General features: G+C 70.0%; 16 protein-coding genes and 1 tRNA gene. 12 read left to right on the top strand and 5 right to left on the bottom strand.

Annotation, left to right across the window (positions count from 1 at the left end; all coding sequences use genetic code 11):
• Nucleotides 1-85: 85 nt before the first annotated feature.
• Nucleotides 86-319 carry a hypothetical protein gene (locus ACZ48Z_RS17405; protein ID WP_003976229.1) on the top strand — a complete coding sequence of 78 codons (234 nt, stop codon included), beginning with the start codon at nucleotides 86-88 and terminating at the stop codon, nucleotides 317-319.
• A gap of 129 nt (nucleotides 320-448) precedes the next feature.
• Nucleotides 449-521 (top strand) — tRNA-Ala (locus ACZ48Z_RS17400).
• A 135-nt stretch (nucleotides 522-656) separates the two neighbouring features.
• On the opposite strand, the gene ACZ48Z_RS17395 is transcribed toward ACZ48Z_RS17400, so the two are convergent.
• A complete protein-coding gene (locus tag ACZ48Z_RS17395; RefSeq protein ID WP_468736709.1) occupies nucleotides 657-2,270 on the bottom strand; it encodes an NADH-ubiquinone oxidoreductase-F iron-sulfur binding region domain-containing protein in 1,614 nt (537 codons plus the stop codon).
• Nucleotides 2,267-3,604, bottom strand: coding sequence for a cytochrome b/b6 domain-containing protein (locus ACZ48Z_RS17390; RefSeq protein ID WP_468736708.1), 1,338 nt, complete (start codon nucleotides 3,602-3,604; stop codon nucleotides 2,267-2,269). Before ACZ48Z_RS17390 ends, ACZ48Z_RS17395 begins: the two co-directional genes overlap by 4 nt.
• 445 nt (nucleotides 3,605-4,049) lie before the next feature.
• Here ACZ48Z_RS17390 and leuS point away from each other — a divergent pair, with 445 nt between their 5' ends.
• From leuS to holA, 8 genes are all read left to right on the top strand, one after another.
• On the top strand, nucleotides 4,050-6,929 hold the full coding sequence (leuS, locus tag ACZ48Z_RS17385; protein WP_468736707.1) for a leucine--tRNA ligase: 2,880 nt from the start codon (nucleotides 4,050-4,052) through the stop codon (nucleotides 6,927-6,929).
• Between the two features lie 116 nt (nucleotides 6,930-7,045).
• Nucleotides 7,046-7,780 carry a hypothetical protein gene (locus tag ACZ48Z_RS17380; protein ID WP_468736706.1) on the top strand — a complete coding sequence of 245 codons (735 nt, stop codon included), beginning with the start codon at nucleotides 7,046-7,048 and terminating at the stop codon, nucleotides 7,778-7,780.
• 72 nt (nucleotides 7,781-7,852) lie between these two features.
• The gene (locus ACZ48Z_RS17375; RefSeq protein ID WP_468736705.1) at nucleotides 7,853-8,698 is read left to right on the top strand and encodes a DegV family protein; all 846 of its coding nucleotides are present in this window, start codon (nucleotides 7,853-7,855) and stop codon (nucleotides 8,696-8,698) included.
• Nucleotides 8,699-8,826: 128 nt separating this feature from the next.
• Complete coding sequence (locus ACZ48Z_RS17370; RefSeq protein WP_468736704.1) at nucleotides 8,827-10,095, top strand: ComEA family DNA-binding protein; 1,269 nt, start codon at nucleotides 8,827-8,829, stop codon at nucleotides 10,093-10,095.
• An 83-nt stretch (nucleotides 10,096-10,178) separates the two neighbouring features.
• Nucleotides 10,179-12,884 carry a ComEC/Rec2 family competence protein gene (locus tag ACZ48Z_RS17365; protein ID WP_468736878.1) on the top strand — a complete coding sequence of 902 codons (2,706 nt, stop codon included), beginning with the start codon at nucleotides 10,179-10,181 and terminating at the stop codon, nucleotides 12,882-12,884.
• Between the two features lie 4 nt (nucleotides 12,885-12,888).
• Nucleotides 12,889-13,758 carry an arylamine N-acetyltransferase family protein gene (locus ACZ48Z_RS17360; RefSeq protein ID WP_468736703.1) on the top strand — a complete coding sequence of 290 codons (870 nt, stop codon included), beginning with the start codon at nucleotides 12,889-12,891 and terminating at the stop codon, nucleotides 13,756-13,758.
• Nucleotides 13,759-13,930: 172 nt separating this feature from the next.
• Nucleotides 13,931-14,176 (top strand): hypothetical protein, encoded by a 246-nt coding sequence (locus ACZ48Z_RS17355; RefSeq protein ID WP_468736702.1) that lies wholly within the window; start codon nucleotides 13,931-13,933, stop codon nucleotides 14,174-14,176.
• Nucleotides 14,177-14,344: 168 nt separating this feature from the next.
• Entirely contained in the window at nucleotides 14,345-15,334 is a 990-nt protein-coding gene (gene holA, locus ACZ48Z_RS17350) for a DNA polymerase III subunit delta (protein ID WP_468736701.1), read from the top strand.
• A gap of 326 nt (nucleotides 15,335-15,660) precedes the next feature.
• Here the strand turns inward: holA and rpsT are convergent, their stop codons facing one another.
• On the bottom strand, nucleotides 15,661-15,921 hold the full coding sequence (gene rpsT / locus ACZ48Z_RS17345) for a 30S ribosomal protein S20 (protein WP_468736700.1): 261 nt from the start codon (nucleotides 15,919-15,921) through the stop codon (nucleotides 15,661-15,663).
• Nucleotides 15,922-16,151: 230 nt separating this feature from the next.
• Between rpsT and lepA the strand changes: the two genes are divergently transcribed.
• Both lepA and ACZ48Z_RS17335 read left to right on the top strand, forming a co-directional pair.
• Complete coding sequence (lepA, locus tag ACZ48Z_RS17340; protein ID WP_468736699.1) at nucleotides 16,152-18,020, top strand: translation elongation factor 4; 1,869 nt, start codon at nucleotides 16,152-16,154, stop codon at nucleotides 18,018-18,020.
• A 235-nt stretch (nucleotides 18,021-18,255) separates the two neighbouring features.
• A complete protein-coding gene (locus tag ACZ48Z_RS17335; protein ID WP_468736698.1) occupies nucleotides 18,256-20,130 on the top strand; it encodes an AMP-dependent synthetase/ligase in 1,875 nt (624 codons plus the stop codon).
• Between the two features lie 116 nt (nucleotides 20,131-20,246).
• Here the strand turns inward: ACZ48Z_RS17335 and ACZ48Z_RS17330 are convergent, their stop codons facing one another.
• Nucleotides 20,247-20,792 carry a response regulator gene (locus ACZ48Z_RS17330; protein ID WP_468736697.1) on the bottom strand — a complete coding sequence of 182 codons (546 nt, stop codon included), beginning with the start codon at nucleotides 20,790-20,792 and terminating at the stop codon, nucleotides 20,247-20,249.
• Nucleotides 20,793-20,805: 13 nt separating this feature from the next.
• On the bottom strand, nucleotides 20,806-23,938 hold a 3,133-nt coding region (locus ACZ48Z_RS17325), incomplete at its 5' end, for a HAMP domain-containing protein (RefSeq protein ID WP_468736696.1).

The raw sequence follows: 23,938 nt of genomic DNA, 5'->3' as shown, positions 1-23,938 counted from the left end.
TCCGTCCACGTTGCCCAGGTACTCGGTGACAACGGCGGAATTTCCTACGTGTGCACGGCCTGCGGCCACAGCTGGAGCTGATCGAGTGGGTGCACACAGGCGAAAGTGCGACTGGTGCGGCAGCGGGACGCCGATCGTACGCGACATGGAGCCGGTCAATCCCGACTACCAGTACTGGTGCGAGGAGTGCGCTCGGGCGCTGATCATAAAAGGCGACCCCATCGAGACGTACCGCGAACTGGAGGGTGAGCCGATCTACGGCCGCCTCCTCGAAGAACACTGCACGCTCAAACGGTTCTACTCGTTCGTGACTGCCTGAGGCCCGTGGTCGAGGTGGGCCGCAAGGTCCCGAAGGCCCTTGGAGCCCGGGGGAAACGATTTGGTGTTGCACCCGGGGGACCGTGTAATGTTGGCGTCGCCGCCGAGGGAACCCGGCGGATTGCGACACGGGGCTATAGCTCAGTTGGTAGAGCACCTGCATGGCATGCAGGGGGTCAGGAGTTCGAATCTCCTTAGCTCCACAGAAAGATCCCGCCGGATCATCTTGATCCGGCGGGATTCTTGTGTTTCCAGGGGCAGTTGTTCCGCACAGGAGACTGTCCTTACACGACCGAGGGGGCCGTCCGATATCGGACGGCCCCCTCGGTGTTGTCGGCTCAGCGGCCCAGTGCGCGGCGCCCACGGCCCTGGGAGAGGACCGGCAGGTTGCGGGCGGGAGCCTTGTCGCGCTGGGTCTCCTCCTCCAGGCGCAGGGCGAGGGCGGGGCAGCGACGCACCGCGCGTAGAGCCTTGGCCTCCGCGTAGCGCGGTACCTGTGCCTGGGCGACGGTCGGGAAGCCGTCGGCGCCGAGTTCGAAGACCTCGGGGAGGATGTCGGCGCACAGTCCGTGGCCCCGGCACAGCGTCCAGTCGACGTAGATCTTCTGACGGCTGGGGCCGGTCTCCTCGGCCTCGCCGCCGCCCGCGATGCCCGTGGGCATCTTGCCGCCCTCGAAGAGCGGCAGAACGCCCTCCACGGGCCGTCCGCAGCCGTTGCCGAGGACATGGGCGGCCAAGTCGTCCGTGAACGCCTTGATGGTCGACTCCAGGAACATCGCGGAGCCGTCCGGGTGCGAGCACGCGCCGCGCCGCTTCACGTTCTTAGCGACCTGCTTGAGCGCCTCCAGGGCGGCAGGTCCGCCGCCGTTGAGGATGTCCTCCAGGCCGCGTGCGGCGGCCGGCAGACCGAGGTAGCAGGGGCCGCACTGGCCCGCGCTCTCCTCCGCCAGCCACTGCGCCACGCGCAGTGACTCGCCCAGCGGGCAGGTCTCCTGAGTGATCGGCAGGATCGCGCCGGCGCCGAGTGCGCCGCCCACGGCATCCAGGGAGTTGCGGGAGACGACCGCCTCGTTGACCGTCGCCGCGTCGATCCACTTGCCGTGGTAGCCGCCGGTCAGCACGCCCTGCGGAACCGGCGGGGCGCCGGCCAGCTGCAAGACGTAGCGCAGCGGCACGCCGGTGGGGACCTCGAGCACCATGGGGCGCGCGACGGCGCCGGAGACCGTGAGCATGACGGTGCCCGGCTCGTCGTAGAGACCGGTGTTGCCGTAGCGCTCCGGGCCGATGCGCGCGGCGATCGCCAGCTGCGCGAAGGTCTCGGCGTTGGACAGAAGTGTGGGTGCGCCGCCGACGCCGTTCTGCGAGGCGCTGACCTTGCGGCCGGGCGGGATGGCCGGGCCGCCGTCGATCGAACGGATCAGCGAGGCCGCCGCGCCGGTGACCATACGGACGGGATTGCGCTGCACGCGTGCGCGTAGAGCCGATCTGCGGCCGTTGCTGAGGCCGCGCTCGGCGAGGGCGGCCTCCATGGAGCGCTGGGTGGACTCCCGCGTGACGCCTATGACGAGCGTGCGGGCGCCCAGGGCTTCGGCGGCCAGGAGGGCGCCGTCGAGGATGAGGTGCGGGGCACGGTTGATGAGCACCGTGTCCTTGCGGCAGGCCGGTTCGTCCTCGCTGCCGTTGACGACGACGACCGGCCGGACGCCGCGCTTGATCGCGGCCTCGGCGACCGAGCGCAGCTTCTTGTGGAAGGGGAAGCCGGCACCGCCGCGCCCCTTGAGGTTGATGGCTTCGGACAGCTTCGCGAGCTGTTCTCCGCCCATGGGTTCGAGCGGCCCGTGCACCTTGAGGTGCATGGGCAGGTCAAGTCGTTCGACAAGGTCGAAGCCCGACGTGAGCTGGGGAAGTCCGACCACGCGGACCTCTGGTACGTCGGGCAGGGCCTCGTTCACCTATAGCCTCCGGAAGGCGTGTTCCAAGGTTCGCCCGATCCCGGCGAGTCGAAGTCGTACGACTGACCGGGCGCTGGATCTGTGGCGGGACCGCTGTTGTACGTGTCATTCGGGTTGTACGTGCCGTAAAGGTTGTTCGACTCACCGGTGTCGCGCACGTCACCCGAGAGATAGCTGGCACTGCCCGAATTGCTGTTATAAGTCGGGATGTTGTAGCCCGTGTCCTGCAGCGGGTCGTAGGCGGAGGGGGGTGCCTCACCGACCGGCGGCGGCGACGGGATGGGCCAGCTGCCGGACGTGCTGCCGCCGCCGTCCACGCGCGCGATGGGATCTGTGGCCGCCTGCATGTCCATCGGCATGTCCATGCGTGCGGTCTGGCCGGTCTCATAGGGCTGCTGCGCGCGCGCGTTGGGTGTCACGGCGCGATAGGCGGCCGCGAAACCGTTCGCCGCGGGCTCGGGGGCGGGGGCTTCGTAGAGGGGCGTGGCGCCGGTCTGCTGTGTCAGGCCCTCGTAGCCGGGCAGGGTGGGCCCGGACCGTCGGGCGCCGGACTCGGCCGCACGACGTCCCTCACGGCGCGGGGCGGCGGTCTCCGCGGCCCTCCTGGCACGGCTGGCCTCCAGTTCCTCGCGGCCCGGCCGCTCCTCGGCGCCGAGGAGCATGGCGAGCCGGTCGGTGACCTTGCGCTTGAACGGGCGTGGTGCCGAGCGCAGGGCGAGGGCCGCGATGACGCCGAGCAGGCAGAGCACGTACATGTACGTGAAGATCGGGGCCTTCACCGCGCGACCCGCGTACAGACCGTGGACCAGCCCGGCGCACCAGGCCGGGTAGGCCAGCATGTGCATCGCCCGCCAGCGTGCCGCGACCGGCGCCGGGGAGGCGAACCGGTTGCGCAGCGCGCCGGTGATGCCGACGAAGATCATGAGCTGACCGGCCAGGGTGCCGAGGCCGATGAGCCCTCCACTGCTGGAGAAGCCGAGCCCGAAGGGGATGAACGCGGCGATCCACGTCGTGTGGTCGAGGGCCAGTTTGATCCCGATGTGCAGCAGGAGGAACGCGATCGAGCCCACGGCGGTGATCCGGTGGATGCCCTGCGCGACGATCCGCTGCCGGATGTTGAGGATCAACCGGTCCTGCGCGACGAGTCCCCAGATCACGGAACAGGTGAGCAGGACGAGCGTCACCACGCCCGCCCCGAAGTTGAGGAAGTCCTGGAGCCAGACACCTCCGTAGATCACGACCAGGGGGATGGCCAGCAGAAAGACGGCCGTCGCCACCCCGTAGACCGACCGGCCGGCCTTGGGGGGCGTGCTGTAACTACTGCGAGCGTTCATGGGGGCAACTCCGAGCGGTTCGGGAAGGCGGTCCCGCTGCCGCACTCTAAGTGGCGCCATACCGGTGGGTACGACGTTTGAGTTATTGCGTTGTTATCAAACGACTATGAGGCTGCTGCGATGCCCCTTAGTAGCTGTTACGCGGAGTAACTTTTGACCTTTGTTCAGTTCCTGTCGGGTAGGACGGTGCGCTCGACTGCGGCGGCGAGTGCGGCACCCGGTGCCACAGAGGCATACGTAAGTTCGTCGCGGCTTGCTCAACGGCTGCGGTACTCTGACGCCATGCGTGCCGTACGCCTTCTGCTTAGTGAGCCGCGCTGATCAGTCCCGACCACCGGTGAAGACGTGGTCGGAATCGGCGCGGCGTCCCCTCCTGTGCGAGGGGATTTTTCGTTTCCGGACGACACAGCCGCTGGCAGAGACGATCGATGGAGCTTTGAGGACCATGAGCGAGACGAACCCCGCCGCCCCCGCCGAGGTGGCCGCGCCGCACCGCTACACGGCCGCCGTCGCGGTCGAGATCGAGGCACGCTGGCAGGACGTCTGGGACGCCGACGGCACCTATGCGGCGCCGAACCCCAAGGGTGACCTGGCGGGCGACCCCGTACTGGCCGCCAAGCCCAAGAAGTACATCATGGACATGTTCCCGTACCCCTCGGGTGCGGGACTGCACGTCGGCCACCCGCTGGGCTACATCGCCACCGACGTCTTCGCCCGCTTCCAGCGGATGACCGGCCACAACGTCCTGCACACCCTGGGCTTCGACGCCTTCGGCCTGCCCGCCGAACAGCACGCCGTGCAGACCGGCGAGCACCCGCGGGTCACCACCGTGGCCGCCATCAACAACATGAAGTCCCAGCTGCGCCGGCTGGGCCTGGGCCACGACAAGCGCCGGTCGTTCGCCACGATCGACCCGGACTACTACAAGTGGACCCAGTGGATCTTCCTGCAGATCTTCAACTCCTGGTACGACGACGAGGCGGACAAGGCCCGCCCGATCTCCGAGCTGGTCGCCCGGTTCGAGTCCGGTGAGCGTGCCGTACCGGGCCACACGCGCGCGTGGCAGGAACTGAGCGCCATCGAGCGGGCCGACGTCCTGAGCGGGTTCCGCCTGGCGTACGCCTCCGACGCGCCGGTCAACTGGTGCCCCGGCCTGGGTACCGTGCTGGCCAACGAGGAGGTCACCGCTGACGGCCGCAGCGAACGCGGCAACTTCCCCGTCTTCAAGGCCAAGCTGCGCCAGTGGAACATGCGGATCACCGCGTACGCCGACCGTCTGCTGGACGACCTGAACGAGCTGGACTGGCCCGAGGCCATCAAGCTGCAGCAGCGCAACTGGATCGGCCGCTCCGAGGGCGCCCGCGTCGACTTCCCCGTCGACGGCGAGGCGATCACGGTCTTCACCACGCGCCAGGACACCCTGTTCGGCGCGACCTACATGGTGCTGGCCCCCGAGCACCCGCTGGTCGACAAATTCACCCCGGCCGCCTGGCCCGAGGGCACGCACGACGTGTGGACCGGCGGTCACGCCACCCCGGCCGAGGCCGTCGCCGCCTACCGCGCGCAGGCCGCCTCCAAGTCGGACGTCGAGCGCCAGGCCGAGGCCAAGGACAAGACCGGCGTCTTCACCGGCGCGTTCGCGACCAACCCGGTTAACGGCGAGCAGATCCCCGTCTTCATCGCCGACTACGTGCTGATGGGCTACGGCACCGGCGCGATCATGGCCGTACCCGCCCACGACACGCGTGACTTCGCCTTCGCGCGCGCCTTCGAGCTGCCGGTCCGCTGTGTGGTGGAGCCGAGCGACGACCGGGGCACGGACGCCTCGACGTGGGACGACGCCTTCGCCTCGTACGACGCGAAGATCGTGAACTCGCACGGCGAGGACATCTCCCTGGACGGCCTGGGCGTCGCCGAGGCCAAGGCCCACATCACCGAGTGGCTGGCGCGCAAGGGCATCGGCGAGGGCACCGTCAACTTCCGCCTGCGCGACTGGCTGTTCAGCCGCCAGCGCTACTGGGGCGAGCCCTTCCCGATCGTCTACGACGAGGACGGTGTCGCCCACTCCCTGCCCGAGTCGATGCTGCCGCTGGAGCTGCCCGAGGTCGAGGACTACTCGCCCCGCACCTTCGACCCGGACGACGCGTACACCTCCCCGGAGACCCCGCTGTCCCGCAACGAGGACTGGGTGAACGTCACCCTGGACCTGGGCGACGGACGCGGTCCCCGCCCGTACCGCCGCGAGACCAACACCATGCCCAACTGGGCCGGTTCCTGCTGGTACGAGCTGCGCTACCTGGACCCGCACAACAGTGAGCAGCTGGTCGACCCGGAGATCGAGCAGTACTGGATGGGCCCCCGCGCGGGGCAGCCGCACGGCGGAGTCGACCTGTACGTCGGCGGCGCCGAGCACGCCGTGCTGCACCTGCTGTACGCGCGCTTCTGGTCGAAGGTGCTGTTCGACCTGGGGCACATCTCGTCGCCCGAGCCGTTCCACAAGCTGTTCAACCAGGGCATGATCCAGGCCTTCGTCTACCGCGACAGCCGGGGCTTCCCGGTTCCGGCCACCGAGATCGAGGAGCGCGGCGGGCAGTTCTTCCACGCGGGTGAGCCGGTCAAGCGCGAGCTGGGCAAGATGGGCAAGTCCCTGAAGAACGCCGTCACCCCCGAGGCGATCTGCGAGGAGTACGGCGCGGACACGCTGCGCCTGTACGAGATGGCCATGGGCCCGCTGGACGTCTCGCGCCCGTGGGACACGCGCGCGGTGGTCGGCCAGTACCGGCTGCTGCAGCGGCTGTGGCGCAACGTCGTCGACGAGGCCACCGGCGAGGTGACCGTCACCGACACCGAGCCCGACGAGACCACCCTGCGCGCCCTGCACAAGGCGATCGACGGAGTGCGCCAGGACCTGGAGGGCCTGCGTTTCAACACTGCCATCGCCAAGGTCACCGAGCTGAACAACCACCTGACCAAGGCGGGCGGCCCGGTTCCTCGCGCGGTCGCGGAGTCCCTGGTCCTGCTGATCACGCCGCTGGCCCCGCACATCGCCGAGGAGCTGTGGCGCAAGCTGGGCCACACCGACTCGGTCGTCCACCAGGACTTCCCGGTCGCCGACCTGCGGTACGTCATCGACGAGACCGTGACCTGCGTGGTCCAGGTCAAGGGCAAGGTCAAGGCCCGTCTGGAGGTCTCCCCGGCCATCTCCGACGACGAGCTGGAGAAGGTCGCGCTGGCCGACGAGAAGGTCGTGGCAGCGCTGGACGGGGCAGACATCCGCAAGGTGATCGTGCGGGCGCCGAAGCTGGTGAACATCGTTCCGGCGTAACACCCCCTAGGGGTTGCGTGCGGGCAGGTTCGGGGTTCTTCCGGAACTCCGGGCCTGCCCGTCGCGTTTACCTTTGAAGAGCGGTGAGTGCCGTGTCGGGGCGGAGGAGGAGTTTCGTGGAAGCAGCGATCGCAATCGTGGCCCTGCTTTTCGTGCTCTTCGTGGCGCTCGGCGCGTACGCGACGGTGAAGGTGGTCGGCGCCGCCAAGCGCGGTGTGGACCGCACCATCACCCAGGCTCGGCGCACGGTCGAGGACCACACCCTGCGCGCCAAGTCCTTCGCCCAGCTCGGCCCGGTGGGCGAACTGGCCCAGCTGCGGCTGAAGCTGCGCACCTCGATGCGGGCCACCCAGGAAGCACTGCATGCGGGCGCGGCCGAGGACCAGTCCCTCAAGGAGTCCCTCGGCCTCTTCCAGCGGCTCAGCGCCCACGGCCACGAACTGGACGGCGAACTCAAGCGCCTGGAGTCCGAGCCCGACCGCGCGACCCTCGCCGGACGCCTGCCGGGACTGCGTGAACGCACGGAGCGGATCACCGAGTCGGCGGACTCCCTGCGCTGGGCGGCACGCGACCGGGCCCGCCGGTTCGCCGACGACGACCTGGACACGCTGAGCGCGCAGATCGACGTCGAGTCCGGCGCCCTGCGGCACTGGACGAAGACCGAGCCCGCCGCGACGCCGCCCCCGTGGCCCGAGACCCCCGTCGCCGACGGCAGCGCCGAGCAGCAGACGTGGCCCGAGACGCCCCGCTCCCGCACCGCCGAGGAACCGACACGGCCCGCGATCACGCCGCCGGGCCCGCGCCCGGCCTACCCCTGGCAGAAGAAACCCCGTCCCGAGAGCACGACTTGATCCCGCCGCGGCAGTCCAGGGTGACAGGGGCCGGACTGCCGCCCGGACGCTACGGCAGGTAACCTCCAGCTCATGTCCCGCCATGTCGCGATCGTCACGGATTCAACGGCCTACCTGCCGCAGGGGACGATGGAGCGGCACGGCATCACAGCGGTACCCCTGACCGTGGTCCTCGGTGACCGCGCGCTGGAAGAGGGCACCGAGATCACGGCCCGCTCACTGGCCGAGGCGCTCCAGAAGCGGCGCTCCGTGACTACCTCGCGACCCAGCCCCCAGCTCTTCGCGGAGCACTATCGCAAGGTCGCCGAGTCCGGCGCCGCGGGCATCGTGTCGCTGCACCTGTCCGCCGAGCTCTCCGGCACCTACGACGCGGCGGTCATGGCGGCGCGCGAGGCACCGGTGCCGGTGCGCGTGGTTGACACCGGCATGATCGCGATGGCCCTCGGATTCTGCGCGCTCGCCGCCGCCGAGGCTGCGGAGACGGGCGGCACGGTCGACGAGGCGGTCACCGCCGCGGAGAAGCGGGCCGCGGGCACCTCCGCCTACTTCTACGTCGACACCCTCGACTATCTGCGCCGCGGTGGCCGGATCGGGGCCGCGCAGGCACTTCTCGGTTCCGCACTCGCCGTGAAACCTCTGCTGAAGCTCGACGCCGGCCGGATCGAGCCCCTGGAGAAGGTGCGCACCGCGTCGAGGGCCATCGCCCGTCTGGAGGAGATCGCGGCCGACCGGGCCGGCAGCGCGCCGGTCGACATCGCGGTGCATCATCTGGCGGCCCCCGACCGGGCGGCGGCCCTCGCTGACCGTCTGAGGGCGCGGGTGACGGGACTTGTCGACCTGCATGTCAGCGAGGTCGGGGCGGTGATCGGGGCACACACGGGACCCGGGCTGCTGGGTGTCGTGGTCTCGCCCCGCTGACGGACATGAGGCCGCACGGAGTGCGTGAGTCACTCGTGCGAGTGGTGGAGTTTTCCACAACCGGTGGGTAGTCCCCGGGAATTGACCAAGATCATCGCGAGAGTGCGTGTGTGGTCGATCCTCGGCGCATGGCACTTCGATCACGCTCAGGTACAGCGACGGCGACCAGCGGGCCGGGACGCGGCCCCCATTCCGACGGGCGCTCACGGCACCGTCGTCCGCCCGCCGCCCGAAGCCGGGCACGGCAGCGGTACGACGCCTCGGCGGGCGAACTCCAACGGCGGGCGGAGGTGCTCTTCGCCGAACGCGCCGGGAAGGGGCCGCCGGGCGGGGGTGAACGGGGGACGAACGACGGCGGGACGAGTACCGGATCGGAGGCCGTCCTGAGCTCCCGTCCCTCCTCGGCTCGGGACGCGGTTGGTTCCGTGGCGGGGGTTCGGCCGGAGAGGGGAGTTGCGGAAGAAGAGGACTGGCGGACGGCTGGATCTGCCGAAGAGGCCTGGCGGGACGCCGAGGGTTCCGCGGCGGTGGCCTGGCGGGAGGCTGGTTCTTCGGAGGAAGGCCGGCGTGACGCCGGTTCGGGGAAGGCTGCCTGGCGGGACGACGTGCCGGAGGACGTCGACTGGCGGCACCCCGACCCCGGACGGGGGGCCTGGCGGGAGCGGGCCGGGTTCGCTCTGCGGGAGCGGATGCCGGTGTGGTTGCAGGCGCGGTGCGGACTGGAGCGGCGGAACGTGGTCGCGCTCTCGGTACTGCTGGTCGTGGCCGCCGTGTTCGCCGTACAGCACTTCTGGAGCGGTCGCACGCAGGGCGTTCAGGCGCCGGAAGTGGTGCGCGCGGGGGCTCCGTTCGGAGAGGTCGGGGAGGACGGGGGCAGGGGGAGCGGACAGCGCGGGGAGGCCGAGCCGGCGGCCCCGGGCGGGGTCTCGAACACGGCGGGAACGGCCGGAGCCATGATCGTCGTGGACGTCAGCGGCAAGGTCCGTGAGCCCGGGGTGCATCGGCTGCCGACCGGATCCAGGGTCGCCGACGCCCTGAAAGCGGCAGGTGGAGTGCGGCCGGGCACGAACACCGACGCTCTCAACCGTGCGCGGTTTCTCGTGGACGGCGAGCAGGTCGTCGTCGGTGGCCCGGCTGCGGCGCCCGCACCCGCGCCCGGCGTCGGTGGTCCGGCGACGGGCGGCGGCCCGGTCGGTGCGGCGCCGGCCCCCGTCTCCCTGAACACGGCCACTGTGGAGCAGCTCGACACCCTGCCCGGGGTCGGGCCCGTGCTCGCCCGGCACATCCTCGACTACCGCACCCAGCACGGCGGTTTCCGCTCGGTCGACGAACTGCGCGAAGTCAACGGCATCGGCGATCGTCGCTTCGCCGACCTCAGGAATCTCGTACGGCCATGAGGTACGGGCCGGAGGTGTCGCGTGGGGATGAGGACGAGGGGCTGAGGGAGAGCGGTGTCGGCGGCGGGCGTGCGCGGTCAGCTGTGCACGCCGGTTCCGGGAAGCGCCTCGGGGATGCCCACCCGAGGCAGGAAGGGCCCACGGATCTGCGGCTCGTACCGGCGGCGCTGGCAGCCTGGGTGACAGCCGCCGTGGTCCTGGACAGCCCGTCGGGCTGGGGCGCGGGGCTGGTGGCCGGGTGTCTCGTCGTCGCCTGTGTGTTGTTGTCGGGACGGTGGCGTGGGTTGCGGGGGCTTGGTGGGGCGGGTCGGATCCCGGTCGCAGCCGTGCTGCTCTGCGTCGCGGCTGCCGCGGTGTCCGCCGGACTGCACGGCGCCGATCTGCGGCGGGGGCCGGTGCCCGCGCTGGCCCGGCAGTACGCCACCGTGACCGCCGAGGTCGAGGTGACCGCCGACCCCCGGCTCACGCGGCCCCGGATCACGGGCGACCACGCGGCTCCGACCGCCGTGGTCATCGGAGCCGACGTCCGGCGGGTGGAGACCCTGGACGGGAGAGTGCAGACGACGCGCGCGCCGGTGCTGTTGATCGTTGACGCGGGCGCGGGCGCGGGCGCGGGCGCGGGTGCGGGTGCGGGTGCGGGTGCGGGTGCGGGTTGGGGCTCGGGCGCGGGTGCGGGTTGGGGCTCGGGCTCGGGCTCGGGTTCGGATTCGGGTCGAGACGTGGTGGGCTTCGGTCGGCCTGGTGCCGGTGAGGTGACGTCCGGCTCTGCGGCCGCGGTGGACGATCCGCGGCGCTCACCCTGGCTCGGACTGCTGCCGTCCACACGGGTGCGGGTCACCGCGCGTGTCGCGCCGCCGTTGGTCGGGGGCGGTCGTGTCGCGGCCGTGTTGAGGGTGCGGGACCGGGCGGGACCCGATGTCGTGGAGGAGGCTTCCAGGGCGCAGCGGTTCGCGGGGCGGTTGCGGGCGGGGCTGCGGGAGGCCACCGACGGGTTGCCGGGAGATGCCCGGGCGTTGTTGCCGGGACTGGTCGTGGGGGACACCGCGCGCATCACGCCGGAGTTGGACGAGGCCTTCAAGGAGACCGACCTGGCGCACACGCTCGCCGTCTCCGGGAGCAACCTCACGATCCTGCTCGCCCTGCTCATCGGGCCCCCCGGACTGGCCCAGCTCGTCGAGCGACGGGGACTGGCGCCCCGCCTCGGGGTGTCACTGCGGACGACCGCGCTGCTCGGCGGAGGGCTCACGCTGGCATTCGTGGTCGTGTGCCGACCGGACCCGAGTGTGCTGCGGGCAGCGGCCTGCGGGGCCGTCGCGTTGCTCGCCCTCGCGACCGGCCGCCGCAGATCGCTGATCCCGGCGCTGGCGACGGCCGTACTGCTCCTGGTCCTGTACGACCCGTGGCTGGCCCGCAGTTACGGCTTCCTGCTCTCCGTCCTGGCCACCGGAGCCCTGCTCACGCTCGCGCCGCGCTGGAGCCTGGCGTTGCGCCGGCGCCGGGTGCCGCCGCGGCTGGCGGAGGCGTTGGGAGCGGCGGCTGCCGCACAGGCCTTGTGCGCGCCGGTGGTCGCCGTGCTGTCGGCGCGGGTGAGCCTCGTGGCGGTGCCGTGCAATCTGCTCGTGGAGTTCGCGGTCGCACCGGCCACGGTGCTGGGCTTCGCGGCGCTGGCGACGGCATCCTTCGCGATGCCGGTGGCCAAGGGGCTTGCCTGGTGCGCGAGTTGGCCCGCCGGATGGATCGCGGATGTCGCCCGCACGGGGGCGTCACTGCCCGGCGGGGGAGTGGACTGGCCGGGCAGCTGGACGGGAGCGGGGCTGCTCGCCCTTGTCACGGTGGTCGTGCTGCTTGTGGGGCGACGGTTGCTGAGGCATCCCTGGTGGTGTGCGGTCTGCGCGGTGCTGTTCGTGCTGGCGGTCGTGCAGCCGCCACCGCTGACCAGGGTGGTCACCGGCTGGCCGCCCCCCGGCTGGCGGCTCGCAATGTGTGACGTGGGCCAGGGCGACGCGACGGTCCTGGCGGCGGGCGAGAACACGGGTGTGGTCGTGGACGCCGGACCCGATCCCACGCTCGTCGACGACTGTCTGGGCACGCTCGGCATCACCAAAGTGCCGCTCGTGGTGCTGACCCACTTTCACGCCGACCATGTGGCCGGATTGCCCGGGGTGCTGCGCGGGCGGTCGGTGGGGGCGATCGAGACGACGGGGTTCGAGGAGCCGGTGGACCAGGCCGCGTTCGTACGGCGGGAGGCGGCGGCCCGGCGCATTCCGGTGACGCGTGCCGTGGCCGGGGAGGAACGGCGCACGGGGGAGTTGACCTGGGAGGTGCTGTGGCCGCCGGCGGGCCCGGAACCGGCGGTGGCGGATGGGCCGAACGACGCCAGTGTCACGATGCTCGTCCGCTCCGCCGGGTTGCGCTTCCTCCTGCTCGGGGACCTCGAACCCCCCTCCCAGCAGGCGCTTTTGAGGTCACCGGCGGGTGCACGGCTGGCCGGGGTGGACGTGCTCAAGGTCGCTCACCATGGTTCGGCCTACCAGGACCCGGAGCTGATACGCCGGGCCGCCCCGCGGCTGGCGCTCATTTCCGTGGGGGCCGACAACTCGTACGGCCACCCGGCTCCAACCACGGTTGCCGCGCTGCGAGCCGGGGGTGCGGTGGTGCTGCGGACGGACCGGGACGGGGCACTGGCGGTCGTCGGGACGGGTGATGGCGAAGAAGGGGCACGTGGAGGCGCCGGTGCCGGTACAGGAGGTGGTGCGGGCGGTGGGGAGCTGTGGGTGGCGCGAGACTGACGGCATGAATCCCACACAGGTAGACGCATATCTCCGCCGCCTGGGAGCCCAGCACCCGGCGCGGCCCACCGCGGAGGTCCTGCGCGGGCTGCATCTGCGCCATCTGCGGACCGTGCCCTTCGAGAACCTGTCGGTCCACCTCGGCGAGGAGATCGTCCTGGAGGAGGAGCGGCTGGTGGACAAGGTGGTGGGCGCCGGAAGAGGCGGTTTCTGCTACGAACTGAACGGGGCGTTCGGGGCGTTGCTGGCCGCGCTCGGCTTCGACGTCACGCTGCTCGCGGGCCGGGTGTACGGGAACGATGGGCGGCTCGGCATCCCGTACGACCATCTCGCGCTGCGGGTGCGGACCGTGGACGGGGACGAGTGGCTGGCCGATGTCGGGTTCGGGGCGCACAGCCACTACCCGCTGGCGTTCGGGGTGCGGGGCGAGCAGGAGGACCCCGGGGGCACCTTCCGGATCGTCGAGGCGGGGCCGGATGCGGCTGCGGTGAGGGCGGAGGCGGGGAACGGGGACGGTGCGGTGACAAGTGGACGGGGTGACACCGGGGATGTGGATGTCCTCTTGGGCGACAGGCGCCAGTACCGGCTGGAGACGAGGCCTCGGGTGCTCGGTGACTTCGTGGCCGGAGCCTGGTGGCACAGCACCTCGCCGGCCTCGCACTTCACGCAGTCCCTGGTGTGTTCCAGGGTGACGGAGGACGGAGGGCGGATCACGCTCAGCGGGCGCGTCTTCAAGGTGACGGCGGCCGACGGGGCGCGGGAGGAACGGGAGTTGGGGACGGACGAGGAGGTGTTGGAGGTGTACCGGGAGAGGTTCGGTATCCGGCTCGGCCGTGTGCCGACTGTGCGGGGCCGCCTCGACGTGGACGGTTGATTCGGCCCATGAACATGAGGTGGGGACGGGTCTGCGGTCTGCGGTCTGCGGTCCGTGGTCCGGGGTCTGCGGTTCGCACGTGCGGTTGGCGTGATGTGCTGGCGCGGACTGCTCGGCACCGGGATGGGCGGGGGGTGCTCGGGCTGTTGGAGCCGACCTGGAAAATGGTGTCGTGAGCGATGTGAGACATGTGCTGGTGCTGCCCGACCGGGATGCCGCGGAGGCGGTCGTCGAGGCGCTCGGGGAGCGGTTCGCGGTGACTGAGGAGCCGCAGGTCGTCCGGGACGCGTTGGCGGGGGAGGACGATGCGGAGGACGCGCAGTGGCTCGTGGTGCTGCGGGACGAGGCGGGGCGGCTGGATCCCGGGGAGCTGAACGCGTTCGTGGCCGAGTGGGACGGGTGGCGGGAAGAGCCCTAGGCCTGTGTCGGCCGCGTGGGCGCCCGACCGCCGCCGGTCCGACGGCTGAGGTTGGGGAGTGGGACGGGTGGCGGAGAGTCGTAGGCCTGCGCCGGGCCGCGTGGGCACCCGACCGCCGCCGGTCCGACGGCGGCGGTGTTGTCAGTGGCCCGTGGGATGCTTGTCGCGATGGCCAAGAAGACTGCGAATGACGACCCTCTCGCTCCTGTGACCCTCGGTGTGGGGCAGGAGGAGCTTCTGCTCGACCGGGCTGTGCAGGAGGTGGTGGCTGCTGCGCGGGCCGCTGACGCTGATACGGATGTGCGGGATCTGACCCCGGAGCAGTTGCAGCCGGGAACACTTGCCGAGTTGACCAGCCCGTCGTTGTTCGCGGAGCGCAAGGTCGTCGTCGTGCGTAACGCGCAGGACCTCTCGGCCGACACGATCAAGGACGTCAAGGCGTATCTCGGTGCACCCGCCGAGGAGATCACCCTCGTGCTGCTGCACGCCGGGGGAGCGAAGGGCAAGGGGCTGCTCGACGCCGCGCGGAAGGAGGGGGCGCGGGAGGTCGCCTGTCCGAAGATGACCAAGCCGGCGGATCGGCTGGCTTTCGTACGGCAGGAGTTCCGGGGGACCGGGCGGTCGGCCACGCCCGAGGCGTGTCAGGCGTTGGTCGACGCGATCGGGAGCGATCTGCGGGAGCTCGCGTCCGCCGTGTCGCAGTTGGTCGCCGATGTCGAGGGGACGATCGACGAGGCCGTCGTGGGGCGGTACTACACGGGGCGGGCCGAGGCCTCCAGCTTCACCGTCGCCGACCGGGCCGTGGAGGGGCGGACCGCGGAGGCGTTGGAGGCGTTGCGGTGGTCGTTGTCGACGGGGGTCGCGCCGGTCCTGATCACCAGTGCGCTGGCGCAGGGCGTGCGGGCGATCGGGAAGTTGTCGTCCGCCCGGGGTGGACGGCCGGCTGATCTCGCGCGTGAGCTGGGGATGCCGCCGTGGAAGATCGACCGGGTGCGGCAGCAGATGCGGGGCTGGACCCCGGACGGGGTCTCGGCTGCGCTGCGCGCCGTGGCTGAGGCGGATGCCGGGGTGAAGGGCGGGGGCGACGACCCTGAGTACGCCCTGGAGAAGGCGGTCGTCGCGATCGCGCGGGCGGCGCGGTCCAGGGGGCGTGGCTAGCCCGCCAAAGCCCCGGAGCCACAGCCACTGAGCCCCCGAACTCACAGAGCCCCGACCTCACTGAGCCCCCGGAGTCACCACAACCCCCGGAGTCCATGACGAAGCCCCCGGAGTGCATGACGAAGGCCCCGGGCGTCCTGCCCTGGGGAAGGGCAGTGCGTCGGGGCCTTCGGTCCAAGCTGTCGGAGTCACGCCCGCGTGGCGAACGCAGGCCGCGCGTGGCTCCTTGGGTGCCGGTCGGGAGCGGATGAGAGAGGGCCCGCTCTGGTCCTTCCGGCGGTTCGGCCCCGTGAAGACGGGACCGGTCAGATCAGAAGTGGTCGGCCTTAGAGGGACGAGACCTTCGAAGCAAGCGCCGACTTCTTGTTGGCGGCCTGGTTCTTGTGGATGACACCCTTGGAGACGGCCTTGTCGAGCGCACGCGCAGCAGCGCGGTTCAGCTCGGTGGCCTTCTCGGTGTCACCCGCGGCAGCGGCCTCACGAGCCTTGCGGATCGCGGTCTTCAGGGAGGACTTGACGGCCTTGTTGCGCAGCCGAGCCTTCTCGTTGGTCTTGATCCGCTTGATCTGGGACTTGATGTTCGCCACGAATGAGCCTCTACAGGTTCAGGCATGGGGCCGCAGTGGTCCCGTGCCGATGATTTCTACACGATGTGCCTCGTGCTGAGAGGGCAGGAGGCACAGCTACCCACAGTACCAGCGGGCCCGCGAGTGGCCCAAACCGGTCGCCGGTCCCCGCCCGTGGGACCATGGAGGCTACGTATCGATCCGACCCGAGACCGCAGACACTGCGGACGCCTCAAGAATCAGGACCCTGCGTGCCCGCGATCCCCAGCCACGTGCCCGAGCCGAGCCGTACCGACCCGGCTCAGATCCGCAACTTCTGCATCATCGCGCACATCGACCACGGCAAGTCCACGCTCGCCGACCGGATGCTCCAGCTGACCGGCGTGGTCGACCAGCGCCAGATGCGTGCTCAGTACCTCGACCGCATGGACATCGAGCGTGAGCGCGGAATCACGATCAAGTCGCAGGCGGTGCGTCTGCCGTGGGCCCCGACCCACGACAAGAGCAACACGCACATCCTCAACATGATCGACACCCCGGGGCACGTCGACTTCACCTACGAGGTCTCGCGGTCGCTCGCCGCCTGCGAGGGGACCGTTCTCCTCGTCGACGCCGCCCAGGGCATCGAGGCCCAGACCCTCGCCAACCTCTACCTGGCGATGGAGAACGACCTCAAGATCATCCCCGTACTGAACAAGATCGACCTGCCGGCCGCCCAGCCGGAGAAGTTCTCCGAGGAGCTCGCCAACCTCATCGGCTGCGACCCCGCGGACGTGCTCAAGGTCTCCGCCAAGACCGGTCTGGGCGTCGAGGCGCTGCTGGACCGGGTCGTCGCCGAGGTCCCCGCGCCGATCGGCGTCCAGGACGCTCCCGCGCGCGCCATGATCTTCGACTCGGTCTACGACTCCTACCGCGGTGTCGTGACGTATGTGCGTGTCATCGACGGTCAGCTCAACAAGCGTGAGCGGATCCGGATGATGTCCACCGGCGCGACCCACGAGCTGCTGGAGATCGGTGTCTCCGACCCCGAGATGAAGGCGGCCGACGGCCTCGGCGTCGGCGAGGTGGGCTACATCATCACCGGCGTCAAGGACGTCCGTCAGTCCAAGGTCGGTGACACCATCACCACCCTGCACAAGGGTGCGACCGAGGCGCTCGGCGGCTACAAGGACCCCAAGCCGATGGTGTTCTCGGGGCTGTATCCCCTGGACGGCTCGGACTACCCGGAGCTGCGCGACGCCCTCGACAAGCTGCAGCTCAACGACGCCGCGCTGGTCTACGAGCCGGAGACCTCGGCCGCCCTGGGCTTCGGCTTCCGGGTCGGCTTCCTCGGCCTGCTGCACCTCGACGTGATCCGTGAGCGGCTGGAGCGCGAGTTCGGGCTCGACCTCATCGCCACCGCCCCCAACGTCGTCTACCGCGTCGTCATGGAGGACCGGAGCGAGCACACGGTCACCAACCCGAGCGAGTTCCCCGAGGGGAAGATCGACGAGGTGTACGAGCCCGTCGTACGCGCCACGATCCTCGCGCCGACCGAGTTCATCGGGTCGATCATGGAGCTGTGCCAGACCCGGCGCGGCACCCTGCTCGGCATGGACTACCTGTCCGAGGACCGGGTCGAGATCCGTTACACGCTCCCCCTCGCGGAGATCGTCTTCGACTTCTTCGACCAGCTGAAGTCCAAGACGCGCGGTTACGCCTCGCTGGACTACGAGCCCACCGGCGAGCAGGCCTCCAGCCTGGTCAAGGTCGACATCCTGCTGCACGGCGACAAGGTGGACGCCTTCTCGGCCGTCACGCACAAGGACGCCGCCTACGCGTACGGCGTGCGACTGGTCGCCAAGCTGCGCGAGCTCATCCCGCGGCAGGCCTTCGAGGTGCCCATCCAGGCCGCCATCGGCTCCCGGGTCATCGCCCGCGAGACCATCCGCGCCATCCGCAAGGACGTCCTCGCCAAGTGCTACGGCGGTGACATCTCCCGTAAGCGGAAGCTCCTCGAGAAGCAGAAGGAAGGCAAGAAGCGGATGAAGATGGTGGGTTCCGTGGAGGTTCCGCAGGAGGCATTCATCGCCGTGCTCTCCAGCGATGAAAACGCGGGGTCGGGCAAGGGCAAGAAGTAACCGTCGGTTACACGGGGTTGACCGTCGAACCGGATGGAAAGGGGTCCGTCGTGCGAAAGTGCGCCGGGCCCCTACGCGTGCGTAACGTCGCGCTCTGTAGGAAGTGACAGGCCGTCGCCCCTTACGAACGGGTCGAGCGCGCCTTAGTCTGATCTCTGCTCGATAGTTACTCGCGAGTTAAACAACAGCCGCCAAACCTGAGCCGGCCGCACTGTCGCGGGCCCCGGAGGATGTCGTGAGCGACACACAGACACTGATCGAGAACCGTCCGCCGAGTGTGGCGACCCTCTTCCTGGAGCGCGTTGCGGCCACACCGGACGCCGAGGCGTACCGGTACCCGGTGCCCGCGGCCTCCGGCCAGGGCCCGGACGCATGGAAGTCGCTCACCTGGGCGCAGGCCGCGGAGCGGGTGCACGCCATCGCGGCCGGACTGATCGAGCTGGGGGTGCAGCCGGAGCAGCGGGTCGCCCTCGCCGCCTCGACCCGGCTCGAGTGGATCCTCGCGGACCTCGGCATCATGTGTGCCGGCGCCGCCACGACCACGGTCTACCCGCAGACCAACGCCGACGAGTCGGCGTTCATCCTCTCCGACTCCGAGAGCCGGGTGCTGATCGCCGAGGACGCGGCCCAGCTCGCCAAGGCGGTCGAGAAGAAGGGCGAGCTGCCCCACCTCACCCACGTCGTCGTCATCGACCCGGCAGGCGTCGAGACCAGCGACTGGATCCTCACCCTCGCCGAGCTGGAGGCCCGTGGCGCGGCCCGTCTGGAGAAGGACGCCGACCTGATCGAGGAGCGGGTCGGCGCCATCACCAAGGACCAGCTCGCCACCCTCATCTACACCTCGGGCACCACCGGCCGCCCCAAGGGCGTGCGCCTTCCGCACGACAACTGGGCGTACATGGCGAAGGCGATCGCCGCGACCGGGCTGGTCAGCGCCGAGGACGTGCAGTACCTGTGGCTGCCGCTCGCGCACGTCTTCGGCAAGGTGCTCACCTCCGGGCAGATCGAGGTCGGTCACGTCACCGCCGTCGACGGCCGTGTCGACAAGATCATCGAGAACCTGCCGATCGTGCAGCCGACGTACATGGCGGCCGTCCCGCGCATCTTCGAGAAGGTCTACAACGGGGTCGCCGCGAAGGCCCGCGCCGGCGGCGGCGCCAAGTACAAGATCTTCCAGTGGGCCGCCGAGGTCGGCCGCGCCTACGCCAAGGAGAGCCAGGACAACTTCCGGCGCACCGGCACCGCGGGCGCGTCCTTCGGGCTGAGCGCCAAGCACAAGGTGGCCGACGCGCTGGTCTTCTCGAAGATCCGGGAGGCGTTCGGCGGGAACCTGCGGGCGTGTGTGTCCGGGTCCGCCGCCCTCGCGCCGGAGATCGGGTACTTCTTCGCCGGTGCCGGCATCCACATCCTTGAGGGATACGGCCTCACGGAGTCCTCCGCGGCCTCCTTCGTGAACCCCGGTGAGGCCTACCGCACCGGCACGGTCGGAAAGCCGCTGCCCGGCACGGAGGTCAGGATCGCCGACGACGGCGAGATCCTGCTGCGCGGGCCCGGCATCATGGAGGGCTACCACGGGCTGCCGGAGAAGACGGCCGAGGTGCTGGAGGCCGACGGGTGGTTCCACACCGGGGACATCGGTGAGCTGTCGCCCGACGGGTATCTGCGGATCACCGACCGCAAGAAGGACCTCATCAAAACGTCCGGCGGCAAGTACATCGCGCCCGCCGAGGTCGAGGGGCAGTTCAAGGCGGTGTGCCCGTACGTGTCCAACATCCTGGTGCACGGGGCGGACCGGAACTTCTGCACGGCTCTCATCGCGCTGGACGAGGTGTCCATCCTGGAGTGGGCCAAGGAGAACGGGCTCGAGGGCAAGCCGTACGCCGAGGTCGTCGCCGCGCCGGTGACCGTGGCCATGGTCGAGGGCTATGTGAAGGAGCTCAACGAGGGGCTGCAGCGCTGGCAGACCATCAAGAAGTTCCGGCTGCTGCCGAGGGACCTGGACATCGAGCACGGTGAGATCACGCCGAGCCTCAAGCTGAAGCGGCCTGTCGTGGAGCGGGAGTACAAGGGGCTCATCGACGAGATGTACGCGGGCTCTCGCGAGGCGTAGCGCGTCAGCGGAGGGGTGGCGAGGGACTGCTTGGCGGCTTGCGGCTCGTCGTGGCTTGTCGCGCCACGCGGCGGAGCCGCATATCGACACAGCCCCGCGCCCCTGAAAGCACACAGTCAGCGCTTCTCCAGAAGGAGCCGGAGTTCCCTCACCTGGGCGCGCTGGGGTTCCGTCAACTCGTCCTCCAGTGCGGTCAGGCGCTTGGTCACCTCCTCGTAGTCGGCCCGTTGGCGTGCCAGCAGCCGCTCCAACTGCTGCTTCTTCCTGTGCAGTTCCAGGAAGACGCTCACCTTCGCGCGCAGCACCCACGGGTCGAACGGCTTGGTCACGTAGTCCGCCGCGCCGGTCGCGTAGCCGCGGAAGGCGTAGCCGGGTTCGTCCTCCGTGCCCGTGAGGAAGATGATCGGGACGTCCTTCGTCTGGTCCAGGCGTTTGATGTTCGCCGCCGTCTCGAAGCCGTCCATGCCCGGCATGCGGACGTCCAGGAGGACCAGGGCGAACGGGCGCCGCAGCAGCGCCTTCATCGCCTCCTCGCCCGAACGGGCGCGGACCAGCGGTTCGTTGAGGGACCCCAGGACGGCCTCCAGTGCGATCAGGTTGTCCTCCATGTCGTCGACCAGGAGGATGCCCGCACTGTCGTCGGTCGTTGCCTCAGCGCTCATCTGGCTGCCTCATTCAGTCGTCCGCGGGCGGGACCACCGCTTCCTCGGCCTCGGCCGGTTCCTCCGCCTCCGGACCCTCGGGGTCCAGGAGCGCGCAGACGACGGTCAGCAACTGGTCGACGTCCACGGGCTTGGGCACGTAGTCGTTGGCGCCGCGCGCGATCGACTTCTCACGGTCCCCGGGCATCGCCTTCGCGGTGAGGGCGACGATGGGCAGACCGGTCCAGCGCGGGGTGCGACGGATGGCGGCGATGGTCTCGTAGCCGTCCATCTCCGGCATCATGATGTCCATCAGGACGAGTTCCACGTCCGGGTTGCGCTCCAGGGTCTCTATGCCCTCGCGGCCGTTCTCCGCGTACAGGACCGGCATGCCGACCCGGCCCAGCACATGGGTGAGGGCGAAGACGTTGCGGATGTCGTCGTCGACGATCAGCACCCGCCGCCCGGAGAGCACCTGCCCCGCCCGCCCCGCCTTCCACGCCTCTAGCCTGGTGGGCGCGGGCCACGAGTCCTCGGCGTCGTGGGCGGTCGGGTAGGACTCGGTGGACAGGTCCTCGGGGGCCGGCAGGAGGTGGTCCTCGGTGGCCGGGCCGGTCGCCGGGTGGCCGGGGCTGACGACGGGGACGTAGAGCGTGAAGGTCGAGCCCTTGCCGGGTTCGCTCTCGGCGACGATACGGCCGCCCAGCAGGCCCGCGATCTCCCGGCTGATGGACAGACCGAGCCCGGTGCCGCCGTACTTGCGGTTGGTCGTGCCGTCGGCCTGCTGGAACGCCTCGAAGATCACCGGGAGTTTCTCCCGCGCGATGCCGATGCCGGTGTCGCTGACGGCGAACGCGATGACCTCGTCGTTGTCGCGGACGAACCGGCGCTCGGGGTCGTGGAAGCGGTTCACCCGCAGCTCCACCCGGCCCGTCGCGGTGAACTTGATCGCGTTGGAGAGGAGGTTGCGCAGGATCTGCTGGAGGCGCTGCTCGTCCGAGTACATCTCGCGCGGCACGTCCTCGCCGACCGCCACCTCGAAGGCGAGCCCACGGTCCAGGGTGAGCGGCCGGAAGGTGGCGTGGACGTAGTCGAGCAGCTTGATGAGCGGCAGCTTCTTGGGCCGTACGTCCATCCGGCCTGCCTCGATCTTCGACAGGTCGAGGATGTCGTTGATGAGTTGCAGGAGGTCGGAGCCCGACCGGTGGATCGTCGTCGCGAACTGGACCTCCTGGTCGGAGAGATGGCCGTCCTGGTTGTCGGAGAGCAGCCTGGCCAGGATCAGCAGGGAGTTCAGCGGGGTGCGCAGTTCGTGCGACATGTTCGCCAGGAACTCCGACTTGTACTGGGACGACGTGGCCAGGAGGGCCGCCTTCTCCTCCAGTTCGGCGTTGGAGCGCTGCAACTCCGCCTGCTGTTCCTGGAGTTCGTCCGAGCGCTCCTGGAGCTGCCGGGCCAGGCGCTGGGACTCGCCGAGCAGGGACTCGGTGCGGGAGTTGGCGATGATGGTGTTGATGGCGACGCCGATGGTGTTCACGAACTGGTCGAAGAAGGCCAGGTGGACGTCGGAGAAGCGGGAGAAGGACGCCAGCTCGATCACGCCGAGGAGCTTGTCCTCGAAGAGGATCGGGATGATGACGACGCTGGCCGGGGCCGCCTCCCCGAGCCCGCTGTTGATCTTGATGTAGTCCGGCGGGGCCTCCTCCACCAGGATCCGCTTCTTCTCGCGGGCCGCCTGCCGCACCAGGCCGTGCACCGGCATGCCGCCGGTGTCGACGGTCGCGCCCTGCGCCGAGCCGTAGCCCGCGATGAACGCGAGGCCTTTCGCGGGAACGGGGGTGTGCAGTGAGGTGCCGTCCTCGTCCGGATCGGCCAGGAAGAACGCCCCGTACTGGGCGTTGACCAGCGGGGTCAGCTCGCGCAGGATCAGGTCGGCGACCTCCATCAGGTCCCGGTGGCCCTGCATCAGGGCGGCCAGGCGAGCGAGGTTCGACTCCAGCCAGTCCTTCGCCCGGGTCGTCTCGCGGAGGTTGGCCACCATCAGGTTGATGTTGTCCTTGAGCTCGGTGACCTCGCCCTGGGTCTCCACGGTGATGGCGCGCGACATGTCGCCCTGCGCCACCGCGGAGGCGACCTCGGCGATCGCCCGGACCTGGGTGGTCAGGTTGGACGCCAGTTCGTTCACGTTGGTCGTGAGCCGTTTCCAGGTGCCGTAGACGCCCTCGACCCGTGCCTGGCCGCCGAGTTGGCCTTCGGACCCCACCTCGCGGGCCACCCGGGTGACCTCGGAGGAGAACGAGGAGAGCGTGTCGACCATGGTGTTGATGGCGGTCTTCAGCTCCAGGATCTCGCCGCGCGCGTCCACGTCGATCTTCTTGGACAGGTCGCCGTTGGCCACGGCGGTGGTCACCTGGGCGATGTTCCGCACCTGCGAAGTCAGGTTGTCCGCCATGTAGTTGACGTTGTCCGTCAGGTCCCGCCAGACGCCGGAGACGCCCAGCACCTGGGCCCGCCCGCCCAGCCGGCCGTCGGTACCGACCTCGCGGGCCACCCGGGTCACCTCGTCGGCGAAGGCCCGCAGCTGCTCCACCATCGTGTTGACGGTGTCCTTCAGCTCCAGGATCTCGCCGCGGGCGTCGACCGTGATCTTCTTGGAGAGGTCGCCGTTGGCGACGGCGGTGGTCACCTGGGCGATGTTCCGCACCTGCGAAGTCAGGTTCAGGGCCATGAAGTTGACGTTGTCCGTCAGGTCCTTCCAGACCCCGCTGACCCCGCGCACCTGCGCCTGACCGCCCAGGTTGCCCTCGGTGCCGACCTCGCGGGCGACGCGGGTGACCTCGTCGGCGAAGGCGGAGAGCTGGTCGACCATGGTGTTGATGGTCGACTTGAGCTCCAGGATCTCGCCCTTCGCCTCCACCGTGATCTTCTTGCCGAGGTCGCCCTGGGCGACCGCCGTCGACACCAGCGCGATGTTGCGGACCTGCGACGTCAGGTTGTCGGCCATGAAGTTGACGTTGTCGGTGAGGTCCTTCCAGACCCCGGAGACGCCTCGCACCTGGGCCCGGCCGCCGAGGTTGCCCTCGGTGCCGACCTCGCGGGCGACGCGGGTGACCTCGTCGGCGAAGGCGGAGAGCTGGTCGACCATGGTGTTGATGGTCGACTTGAGT

Source organism: Streptomyces sp. NPDC031225, from assembly GCF_055570355.1.
This window is presented reverse-complemented; position numbering and strand designations above follow the sequence as displayed.